Here is a 10,681-nt window from a genome sequence, read left to right as displayed (position 1 = left end):
CACCGACGACCTGCGCGGCCGCCGGCTGCACCTGGACCAGCTGCGCCGCGCCGGCGGCGACGACGGCCGGCCGCGGGCGCTGCACCTCGCCACGGAGGACGACGTGCCGTGGATCCGCGACCCGGTCCGCCGCGCGGCCAGGCTGGCCGGCCTGCTCGACGACCAGGTGCGCGTCGGCACCTCCGGCACCGAGGCGCTGACCTGCGCGCTGGAGTACGGCGACGCCATCCTGTGCACGCCGGCGTGGGCCGCGGCGCACCGGCTGCGCTGGCGGCCGCTCGGCGACGTCGCGGTGCGCCGCTCGTACACCGTCGCCAGCCGGCCACGGGTGGCGCGCGAGCTGGTCCTCGCGGTGCGGCCGGCGCTTTCGCTCGCCGCCGGGCTGGTCACCGACCAGGAGGAGCCGCGATGACGACGTCCGACGCGTTCGGGTTCTCCGGCGAGGCGGTGCGCACGGCGCACGACATCCGCGCCGACTGGGCCCGCACGGGACTGCGGGGCGCGCTGTACGCCCGCAATGTCGACACCGGCGAGGACCTCGGGTTCGACGTGCACGTGCCGTACGCACTGGCGTCGGTGAGCAAGCTGCCGCTGGCCCTCGTGGTGCTCGACCTCATCGCCGCCGGAGAGCTGGACCCCGCCCAGCCCGTCGACCTCGTGCCCGGGCAGAGCACGCCCGGGCCGACCGGCGCCGCGCTGTTCCGGCACCCGAGCCGCATCGCGCTGGAGGATCTGCTGCTGCTCATGTTGTCGGTCAGTGACAACGCCGCCGCGGACGCCGTCTTCGCGCTGGTCCCGCCCGAGCGGGTGACGGCGACACTGCAGGGCTGGGGGTGCGAGGGCATCGTCGTGCGGCACCCCATGCGGCTGCTCTACGAGGCCGCCGCGGCGGTCGCGCCGGACGACCCGGTGCTGGCGCTGGAGCTGGCGGTGCGGGCCACCACCGACGGCGGCGGGCACGTGCTGCCGACGCTGGACGTCGCGGCGGCCACCAGCGGCACCGCGGCCGGCCTGGTGTCGCTGGTCGAGCGCATCTGGACCGACGACGTCAGCGTGCCGGCCGCGACGGCGCGGCTGCGCGAGCTGCTGGGCTACCAGGTCAACCGCAACCGGATGACGTCGGAGCTGGCCGGCGACTCCGTCACCGTCGCCAGCAAGACCGGCACGTTCCTCAACCTGCGGCACGAGGCCGGCATGGTGACGACGTCGGCGGGCGACCGCATCGCCGTCGCCGCGCTCACGGCCTCGACCGTCGCCGCCCGGTCGCAGCCGGAGGCCGACCGCGCCATCGGGCGCGCCGCCCGCGCCGCTGTCGACGTGCTGCGGCTCTGACCGGCCGGTTCAGCCGGGACGGACGACGACCAGGCCGCCGCACGCGCACCGGGCGTAGCCCACGAAGCCGTCGCCGGTGCGGTGCCAGGACGTCACGCGGTCCGGTCGCACGGCGGCCCCGCATCGCCCGCAGGCCCGCACCACTTCGAGGAGTCGTTCGCTCATGACTCCACCGTGCTGTAATGGCATTGTGCATTTCAACCATTACAGCGACGAGGGCGCGCTGCTCGCCGCCGCGGTGGTGAATGCCCGCATCGACTCCGCCGCCGATGTCGCCCGGCTGGCCGCCGAGCACGACCTGCTGCTGGAGCGCCCGCCGTCGGACGACGACGCGGCCGGGCTGCGGCGCTGGCGGGCGGCGCTGGCCGGCGTGGTCGACGCGCCGGGCGACGCCGAGCGGATCGAGGCCCTGAACCGGCTGCTCGCCCGCGGCACGTCGCACCCGCGCATCAGCCTGCACAACGGCCCGCCGCACGTGCACTTCCGCCCCGACGACGTCCCGCCGGAGCGGCAGTTCGCGGCGATCACCGCCTTCGGGCTGGCGTGGTTCCTCACCCAGCGCGGCCTGCACCGGCTGGCCCGCTGCGCCGCCGACGACTGCTCGCTCGCCTTCGCCGACGTCACCCGCAACGGTCGGCAGCGCTACTGCTCGGCCCGCTGCGCCAACCGCCAGGCCGTCCGCCGCCATCGCGCCCGCCCCGCGTCGCCCGCCCCATGATCATCAACCTTCTGTGTCGTGATAGCAGCCCAGAAGGTTGATGATCATGGGTGTCAGCGCGACAGGCGGTCCGGGCGCAGGTCGAGCCGGCGCAGCAGCTGGGCGTTGGCCGCGACGATGACCGTCGACGCCGTCATCGCGACGGCGGCGGCCGCCGGCGGGAGGACGAACCCGATCGGCGCGAGCACGCCGGCCGCGAGCGGCACGGACAGCAGGTTGTACCCCGTCGCCCACACCAGGTTCTGCACCATCTTGCGGTAGCTGCCGGTGGACAGCCGCCGGGCCGAGACGACGCCGCGCGGGTCGTCGGAGGCCAGGACGACGCCGGCCGACTCGACCGCGACGTCGGTGCCGGCGCCGATCGCGACGCCGACGTCGGCGCGGGCCAGCGCGGGCGCGTCGTTGACGCCGTCGCCGACCATCGCGACCGACAGGCCGCGCTCCTGCAGCGACGTCACCGCGGCGTCCTTGTCCTCCGGCAGCACCTCGGCGAAGACCTCGTCGATGCCGACCTTCGCGGCCACCGACTCGGCGACGTTGCGGGCGTCGCCGGTGATCATCACGGTGTGCACGTTCTCGGCCCGCAGCAGTGCGACCGCCTCGCGCGACTCCGGCCGGATCTCGTCGGCCAGCGCCAGCGCGCCCAGCACGGCACCGTCGCGGACGACGTAGAGGACCGTCGACCCGGCGCCGGCCCACTCGCCGACCGCCTCCGAGATCTCCGCCGGCGGCTCGAGGCCGAGGTCGCGCAGCAGGCCGGGCCCGCCGACCGCGACCCGCGCACCGTCGACGACGGCCTGCACGCCCTTACCGGTCAGCGAGCGGAACTCCGACGCCGCGGGCACCTCGCCCCGCGCCGACGCCGCCGTCACGACCGCCCTGGCCAGCGGGTGCTCGGAGTCGCGCTCGGCCGCCGCGGCCAGCGCCAGCAGCTCGTCCTCGGCCACAGAGTCCGCGACCGCGACGCCGGAGACCGCCGGGCGGCCCACCGTCAGCGTGCCGGTCTTGTCGAACAGGACGGCGCCGACCTGCCGCATGCGCTCCAGCGCCAGCCGGTCCTTGACCAGGATGCCGGCCCGCGCGGACATCGCCGTCGAGATCGCGATCACCAGCGGGATGGCCAGCCCGAGGGCGTGGGGGCAGGCGATGACCAGCACCGTCACGGTCCGCTCGACCGCCGCCGACGCCTCGCCGAGCAGCACCCACACCACGAACGTCAGCGCGCCGACGCCGAGCGCGAACCAGAACAGCCACGCGGCGGCGCGGTCGGCCAGCGCTTGCGCGCGCGAGCTGGACGCCTGCGCGTCGGCCACCAGCCGCTGGATGCCGGCCAGCGCGGTGTCCTCGCCGACGGCGGTGACCTCGATGCGGATCGCGGTGTCGGTGGCGACGGTGCCGGCGACGACGCGGTCGCCCGGCCCGCGCGTGACGGTCTTCGACTCGCCCGTGACGGTGGACTCGTCGACCTCCGCGGTGCCCTCGGCGACGACCCCGTCGGCAGGGACCCGCCCGCCGGAGCGCACCAGCACGACGTCGCCGACGGCCAGTTCGGCCAGCGGCACCTCGGTGACCGACCCGTCCGCGACGACCCGCTCGGCGGTGTCGGGCAGCAGTTCGGCGAGCGCCTGCAAGGCACCCGACGCCTGACCGAGCGCCCGCATCTCCAGCCAGTGGCCGAGCAGCATGACGACGATCAGCAGCGCGAGCTCCCACCAGAAGTCCAGGTCGAGGCCGCCGATCTCCAGCGAGGTCAGCCCGCTGGCGACGAACGCCACGGTGATGGCCAGCGAGATCAGCGTCATCATGCCGGGCAGCCGGTCGGCCAGCTCCGCCTTGGCGCCGGTGAGGAACGGCCAGCCGCCGTAGAAGAACAGGAACGTGCCGACCACGGGCGGGATCCACGTCCCCCAGCTCGGCACCTCGTAGCCGATGAGGTCGGCGAACATCGCGCTGAACCCGACCACCGGGATGGCCAGGACCAGGCTCACCCAGAACTTGTCGCGGAACATGCTGCCGTCGCCGTGACCGGCGTGCTTGTCATGCCCGGCGTGGGACGTCCCGTGGCCGGCGTGCGCCGCGCCGTGGCCGGCATGCTCGTCGTGCCCGGCGGGCATCCCCGGGTGACCGGCGTGATCGTGGGCGCCACCGTGCTCGGTCGCGACGGCGTGCTCGTGCTGCTCCATGGCCACTCACCTCTCGTCGGTTCAGACCATGCCAACAGCATACCCCCTAGGGGTATTCCGCCCGCCACACCTCGTTGCGGTGGGGGCGCGCCCACGCCCATGCAGGACGGTGGCGCGCCCGGGCCGGCGGGGCGGACGGCGTGGGCGGGGGCGGGCGCTCAGCCGAGCGTGACGGTGACCACGTCGGCACCCGGGTCGGGCCGGACGTCGAGAACGGCGACCCGGCCGGCCGCCCGCACGTCGTCGAGCAGCGCAGCGGCCGCCTCGGCGTCGGCGGGCCGGACCCGCGCGACCGCCCGCGGCACGTCGGTGCGCAGCGACAGCTGCGCCTCGGTCTTGGCCTTGCGCACGGCCCCGATCAGCGCCGACGCGGTCGTGAACAGCTCCGCCTCGGCGGCGTCGACGCCCTCCGCCACCGGCCACGGCGCCAGGTGCACCGAACCATCGCGCCACCAGGACCAGACCTCCTCGGTGACGAACGGCAGGAACGGCGCGAACAGCCGCAGCTGCACTGACAGCGCCCGCCGCAGCGCCGCACGGGCCGACGCCGCACCCGCGTCGTCGCCGGCGTCGCCGTAGGCGCGGGCCTTCACCAGCTCGACGTAGTCGTCGCAGAAGTCCCAGAAGAACCGCTCGGTGACCTCGAGCGCGCGCGTGTGGTCGTAGTCGTCCAGCGCGCGGGTCGCGGCCGCGACGGTCAGGTCGAGCGCGGCCAGGACGGCGCGGTCGAGCGGCGCGGTGACCTCGGCGTCGTCGGCCACCGGTCCCAGCCCGAGGACGAACCGGCTGACGTTGAGGACCTTCATCGCCAGCCGGCGGCCGATCTTCATCTGGCCGGGGTCGAACGCGGTGTCGGCCCCGGGCCGGCCGCTCGCGGCCCAGTAGCGGACGCCGTCGGACCCGTACTGCTCGAGCAGGTCGAGCGGCGTGACGACGTTGCCGGCGGACTTCGACATCTTCTTGCGGTCGGGGTCGAGGATCCAGCCGGAGATGGCCGCGTGCCGCCACGGCAGCACGCCCTGCTCGAGGTGCGCCCGGACGACGCTGGCGAACAGCCAGGTGCGGATGATCTCGTGTGCCTGCGGCCGCAGGTCCATCGGGAACACCCGCGCGAACAGGTCGTCGTCGCTCCCCCAGCCGCCGGCGATCTGCGGCGTCAGCGACGACGTGGCCCAGGTGTCCATGACGTCGGGGTCGCCGGTGAAGCCGCCGGGCGCGCCGCGCTGCGCCTCGGTGTACCCGGGCGGGGCGTCGGACGACGGGTCGACCGGCAGCGCGGCCTCGTCGGGGACGATCGGGGTGTCGTACACCGGCGCCCCGGAGTCGTCCAGCGGGTACCAGAGCGGGATGGGCACGCCGAAGAACCGCTGCCGGCTGATCAGCCAGTCGCCGTTGAGCCCGCCGACCCAGTTCTCGTACCGCACCCGCATGTGCTCGGGGTGCCACCGCAGCTCGCGGCCACGCTTGAGCAGCGCCGCCCGCAGCTCCTCGTCGCGGCCGCCGTTGCGGATGTACCACTGCCGGGTGGTGACGATCTCGAGCGGCCGGTCGCCCTTCTCGTAGAACTTGACCGGGTGGGTGATCGGCCGCGGCTCGCCCACCAGCCCGCCGGACGAGCGCAGCAGCTCGGCCACCCGCTGGCGCGCGGTGTGCACCGTCGCGCCGGCCAGCTGTTCGTACGCCGCCCGCCCCGCGGCGTCGTCCAGCCACGGCGGCACGTCGCGCAGTAGCCGGCCGTCGCGGCCGACCACCGGGCGGGTCGGCAGCGCCAGCTCACGCCACCAGGTGACGTCGGTGGTGTCGCCGAACGTGCAGATCATCGCCGCGCCGGTGCCCTTCTCGGGGTCGGCCAGACGGTGCGCGACCACGGGGACGTCCACGCCGAACAGCGGCGTGCGGACGCTGGACCCGACGATGCCCGCGTACCGCGCGTCGTCGGGATGGACGACGACGGCGACGCAGGCCGGCAGCAGCTCCGGCCGGGTGGTCGAGATGAGCAGCGGCTCGCCGCCGCCGACCCGCGAGAACACCAGGTCGTGGTAGGCGCCGGGGCGCTCGCGGTCCTCCAGCTCGGCCTGGGCGACCGCCGTCCGGAACGTGACGTCCCACAACGTGGGCGCCTCGGCCAGATACGCCTCGCCGCGGGCGAGGTTGCGCAGGAACGCCCGCTGCGACACCCGCCGCGCGGTCGCGTCGATGGTCTGGTAGCCGTGCGACCAGTCGACCGACAGGCCGAGCCGGCGCCACAGCTCCTCGAAGGCACGCTCGTCCTCGGTGGTCAGCCGCTCGCACAGCTCGATGAAGTTGCGCCGCGACACCGGCAGCTGGTCCTTGGCCGAGCGGCCGCCGGCCGGCGGTTCGAAGCCCGGCTCGTAGGGCAGCGACGGGTCGCAGCGCACGCCGAAGTGGTTCTGCACCCGGCGCTCGGTGGGCAGGCCGTTGTCGTCCCAGCCCATCGGGTAGAAGACGGCCTTGCCGCGCATGCGCTGGTACCGCGCCACGACGTCGGTGTGCGTGTAGGAGAAGACGTGCCCGACGTGCAGCGAGCCGCTCACGGTCGGCGGCGGGGTGTCGATGGAGTACACCTCCGCGCGCGGGCGCGTGCGGTCGAACCGGTACACGCCGTCGCGCTCCCAGCGTGTCACCCATACCTCGTCCAGCCCGTCGACGGTGGGCCGGTCGGGGATCGCGGGAAGGGTGCGGGAGGTGTTCGTCACCTCGCCGAGCCTAATCCCGGCACGCGGGTGCCATCCGGGGATTTTCCGCGCGGGTTCGGCGCGACACGCCCGGCATGGCCGCAATTCATGACATCCTTCTCCTGCCGGTCGAGTCCGCAGACCGACCCGTCCGGCCCGGAACGCACCACTGACCTGCACGGATAGGGCAGCGACGGGGTGCGCACCGGCCCTGCGTGGCACTGATCGGCAGGGGCTCGCGGGGGGTCGAGAACGCGTTAGACGCGATTCATGCCCCGTTGGTTCCCGTGGATCGGTGCCTCGTGTAGCATTCCCAGCATTTCGGCCCTCCTGCGTCCACGGGCACGCGTGGTAGCGGGGGGCTCGATGCTGAACTGACATTCATGTGAATTGGAGACAGTGTGACTACCTTCCGCGCGCGCGCCCGAATTGCGGGCGCGCTGCTGGCGGCTGTACTGACGGGCGCCACCGTCGTCAGCACCGCCGGCACCGCCGCAGCCGCCGAAGAAGTCCCGGTGGATGCCCAGATCTCCGTCGAGAAGGCGGACATCGAGTCCCGCATCGTCGGTGGCGAGGACGCCCCCGAGGGTGAGTACCCGTTCATCGGCCAGCTTCGCGTCGACTTCGGCAACGGCACGTACGGCTCCTGCGGTGCCTCGCTGTACGACGAGGAGTGGGTCCTGACCGCCGCCCACTGTGTCGCCGAGATCGGCGGCAGCGGCCCGACCGACGTCGTCACCGTCGGCTTCGGCTCGCTCAACCAGTCCGAGCTGAACTGGTACCAGGCCGAGTACGTCTACTCCGCCAACATCAGCGGCATCCCGAACGACTGGGCCCTGGTCAAGCTGGCCGAGCCGGTCGACCCCGCCGACGCCACGCCGGTCGAGATCGTGTCCGACACGAGCTACGACGAGGTCGAGGAGTTCACCGTCATCGGCTGGGGTGACCTCGAAGAGGGCGCCAACGCCGGCAGCGAGGAGCTCCAGCAGGTCCAGGTCCCGTTCGTCAGCGACGAGGAGTGCGCCGCCGGCTACGGCGACAACCTCACCCCGGACGCCGAGCTGTGCGCCGGCGCCGAGGGCATCGACTCCTGCCAGGGTGACTCCGGCGGTCCGCTGCTCGCCGAAGTCACCGACGGCGAGTACATCCAGGTCGGCGTGGTGAGCTGGGGCAACGGGTGCGCCCAGGCGGGCTTCCCGGGCATCTACACCCAGCTGAGCGCCTTCTCTGACAACATCGCCGCCGTCGCCGCTGGCAACGTTCCGGCCGAGGTCACCGACATCGCGGTCGAGACCACGGCGGGCACGCCGGTCGAGATCGTGTTCGAGGGCACCGACGCCGACGACGACGAGCTCAGCTACAAGGTGACCGACGCCAGCAACGGCGAGCTGACCACCGAGGACCCGGAGAACGTCACGTCGGTCATCTACACCCCGGCCGAGGGCTTCACCGGCGAGGACAGCTTCCTGTACGTCGCCAACGACGGCAACACCGACGGTATCCCCGCCACCGTGACCATCACGGTCACCGAGGCCGAGGAGCCGACGGAGACGCCGACCCCGACGCCGACCGAGGAGCCCACCTCCGAGCCGACCGCGACGCCCACCGAGGACCCGGGTGACGACGACGGCGACGGCGAGGAGCTGCCCGACACCGGTTCCAGCACCACCACCATGATCGGCCTGGCCCTGCTGCTGGCCGCGGGTGGCGCCGGTGCGGCCTTCGCGGCGCGCCGCCGCGTGACCGGCTCGAACGTCTGAGCCGATCACCTGAGTAGCTAGCACACGTTCTACCGTTCGGCGGTGGCGCATCTCACGGATGCGCCGCCGCCGAATGCGTTTCCGGCTCTGAGCTGCGGGTACCGGTCCGCAGAAGGCGCGCCGGCGGACCGGGTTCGCCGCGCCAGGCAGCCAGAGGTGGGTAGGGTCGAAACACATGTGCGGTCTCACCGGAGAATTCAGGTTCGACAACCGCCCCGCCGACCTCTCCTCGGTCGGCCTCATGTGCGACGCGATGGTGGCCAGAGGACCCGACGACTCAGGCGCCTACGCGCACGGGTCGCTGGCGCTGGGCCACCGCCGGCTGTCCATCATCGACCTCTCCCCCCACGGCCACCAGCCGATGGTCGACGCCGAGCTGGGCCTGGCCGTCGTCTTCAACGGCTGCATCTACAACTACCGCGAGCTGCGCGACGAACTGAGCGGGTACGGCTACCGGTTCTTCTCCACGTCCGACACCGAGGTCATCGCCAAGGGCTACCACCGCTGGGGCGAGGACTTCGTCGACCACCTCGTCGGCATGTTCGCCCTCGCCATCCACGAGCGCGACACCGGCCGGCTCGTGCTGGCCCGCGACCGCCTCGGCATCAAGCCGCTCTACCTCGCCGAGACGCCGAACCGGCTGCGGTTCGCCAGCACGCTGCCGGCACTGGTCCGGGCCGGCGACGTCGACACCTCCATCGACCCGGTCGCGCTGCACCACTACCTGACCTGGCACGCTGTCGTCCCGGCGCCGCACACGATCCTCGCCGGCGTGCGCAAGCTGCCGCCGGCCACCGTCCGGGTCGTCGAGCCCGACGGCTCCAGCCGCGAGCGCGTCTACTGGGACCCGTCGTTCACCCGCGACCCCGCGAAGGCGGGCTGGTCGGCCGCCGACTGGGAGGAGGCCGTCTTGGAAAGCCTCCGTGTCGCTGTCCGTCGTCGCCTGGTCGCCGACGTCCCGGTGGGCGTGCTGCTCTCCGGCGGCCTCGACTCCAGCCTGGTGGTCGGGCTGCTCGCCCAGGAGGGCCAGACCGGCCTCAACACGTTCAGCATCGGGTTCGACGCGGTCGGCGGCGAGGAGGGCGACGAGTTCAAGTACTCCGACGTCATCGCCCGCGAGTTCGGCACCGACCACCACCGCATCCGGGTCGGCGCCGACCTGCTGCCGTCGCTGGGCGAGGCCGTCGCCGCGATGAGCGAGCCGATGGTCAGCCACGACGCCGTCGCGTTCTACCTGCTCAGCAAGGAGGTCAGCAAGCACGTCAAGGTCGTGCAGTCCGGGCAGGGCGCCGACGAGGTGTTCGCCGGCTACCACTGGTACCCGCCGCTGGCCGGCGTCGACCGCGCCGACGCCGTCGCCACCTACGCCAAGGCCTTCTTCGACCGCGACCACGCCGCCATGGCCGAGGTCGTCGCGCCGTCGTACCTGACCGACGGCGCCGTCAGCCTCGACTTCGTCCGCGAGCACTTCACCAGGGACGGCGCCGAGACGGCGGTCGACGCGGCGCTGCGGCTGGACACCCAGATCATGCTGACCGACGACCCCGTCAAGCGGGTGGACAACATGACGATGGCCTGGGGTCTGGAGGCGCGGGTGCCGTTCCTCGACCACGAGCTGGTCGAGCTGGCCGCGCAGTGCCCGCCGGAGCTGAAGCTGGCCCAGGAGGGCAAGGGCGTGCTCAAGGAGGCCGCGCGCCGGGTCATCCCGCACGAGGTCATCGACCGGCCGAAGGGCTACTTCCCGGTGCCGGCGCTGAAGTACCTGCAGGGGCCGTACCTCGAGCTCGTCGACGACGCGCTGCACTCCGCCGCCGCCCGCGAGCGTGGTCTGTTCCGGCCCGAGTACGTCGACCGGCTGCGCCGGGACCCGAACGCCGACCTCACTCCCCTGCGCGGGAACCGGCTCTGGCAGCTCGGCCTGCTCGAACTCTGGCTGCAGACGCAGCTGCCGTCGGGGGCGTGACCCCGTGAACGATCCCCGTCGAAGGGGCC

7 protein-coding genes and 1 pseudogene are annotated in these 10,681 nt (G+C 73.3%); 5 read left to right on the top strand and 3 right to left on the bottom strand.

From position 1 onward, the window contains the following. A pseudogene (locus DY240_RS31630) lies at positions 1 to 412 on the top strand (hypothetical protein); the annotation flags it as partial. Continuing rightward, on the top strand, positions 409 to 1,332 hold the full coding sequence (locus DY240_RS03920; RefSeq protein WP_119658655.1) for a serine hydrolase: 924 nt from the start codon (positions 409 to 411) through the stop codon (positions 1,330 to 1,332). The pseudogene DY240_RS31630 and the gene DY240_RS03920, both read left to right, overlap by 4 nt. Positions 1,333 to 1,341: 9 nt before the next feature. On the opposite strand, the gene DY240_RS32710 is transcribed toward DY240_RS03920, so the two are convergent. Next, the gene (locus DY240_RS32710; protein ID WP_199700780.1) at positions 1,342 to 1,497 is read right to left on the bottom strand and encodes a hypothetical protein; all 156 of its coding nucleotides are present in this window, start codon (positions 1,495 to 1,497) and stop codon (positions 1,342 to 1,344) included. A gap of 25 nt (positions 1,498 to 1,522) precedes the next feature. On the opposite strand from DY240_RS32710, the gene DY240_RS03915 reads away from it, so the two are divergent. Further along, positions 1,523 to 2,050, top strand: a complete 528-nt coding sequence (locus tag DY240_RS03915; protein WP_199700778.1) for a CGNR zinc finger domain-containing protein — start codon at positions 1,523 to 1,525, stop codon at positions 2,048 to 2,050. A gap of 53 nt (positions 2,051 to 2,103) precedes the next feature. Here the strand turns inward: DY240_RS03915 and DY240_RS03910 are convergent, their stop codons facing one another. After that, a complete protein-coding gene (locus DY240_RS03910) occupies positions 2,104 to 4,233 on the bottom strand; it encodes a heavy metal translocating P-type ATPase (RefSeq protein ID WP_233552598.1) in 2,130 nt (709 codons plus the stop codon). A gap of 158 nt (positions 4,234 to 4,391) precedes the next feature. Next, complete coding sequence (gene valS, locus DY240_RS03905) at positions 4,392 to 6,950, bottom strand: valine--tRNA ligase (protein ID WP_233552597.1); 2,559 nt, start codon at positions 6,948 to 6,950, stop codon at positions 4,392 to 4,394. A 380-nt stretch (positions 6,951 to 7,330) separates the two neighbouring features. On the opposite strand from valS, the gene DY240_RS03900 reads away from it, so the two are divergent. Next, a complete protein-coding gene (locus tag DY240_RS03900) occupies positions 7,331 to 8,689 on the top strand; it encodes a trypsin-like serine protease (RefSeq protein ID WP_119658652.1) in 1,359 nt (452 codons plus the stop codon). A gap of 175 nt (positions 8,690 to 8,864) precedes the next feature. Continuing rightward, positions 8,865 to 10,652 carry an N-acetylglutaminylglutamine amidotransferase gene (locus DY240_RS03895; RefSeq protein ID WP_119658651.1) on the top strand — a complete coding sequence of 596 codons (1,788 nt, stop codon included), beginning with the start codon at positions 8,865 to 8,867 and terminating at the stop codon, positions 10,650 to 10,652. Positions 10,653 to 10,681 lie beyond the last annotated feature (29 nt).

Source organism: Jiangella rhizosphaerae (assembly GCF_003579925.1).
Taxonomy (GTDB): Bacteria; Actinomycetota; Actinomycetes; order Jiangellales; family Jiangellaceae; genus Jiangella; species Jiangella rhizosphaerae.
This window is presented reverse-complemented; position numbering and strand designations above follow the sequence as displayed.